Raw genomic sequence first — 200 nt, 5'->3', positions numbered from 1 at the left:
GAGATTCCTTTTGAAGTAAAACACTAGCGAGGACGCAGTGCGCGGGGCCGCCCTATTCCGGTGGTTGCCGTGCCGCTCAACGCGGGTGCGAACCGGCTCGATTTAATTATCGGGGCCGGGTAGACATTCACGGAGAGTTTGATCCTGGCTCAGGACGAACGCTGGCGGCGTGCTTAACACATGCAAGTCGAACGGTGAAG

At 58.0% G+C, this 200-nt stretch carries 1 rRNA gene; it reads left to right on the top strand.

Annotation, left to right across the window (positions count from 1 at the left end):
• Nucleotides 1-126: 126 nt before the first annotated feature.
• Nucleotides 127-200 (top strand): 16S ribosomal RNA (locus tag IF01_RS46595); the annotation flags it as partial.

Origin of the sequence: Kitasatospora purpeofusca (assembly GCF_000718025.1) — a bacterium.
GTDB classification, from domain to species: domain Bacteria; phylum Actinomycetota; class Actinomycetes; order Streptomycetales; family Streptomycetaceae; genus Kitasatospora; species Kitasatospora purpeofusca.
This window is presented reverse-complemented; position numbering and strand designations above follow the sequence as displayed.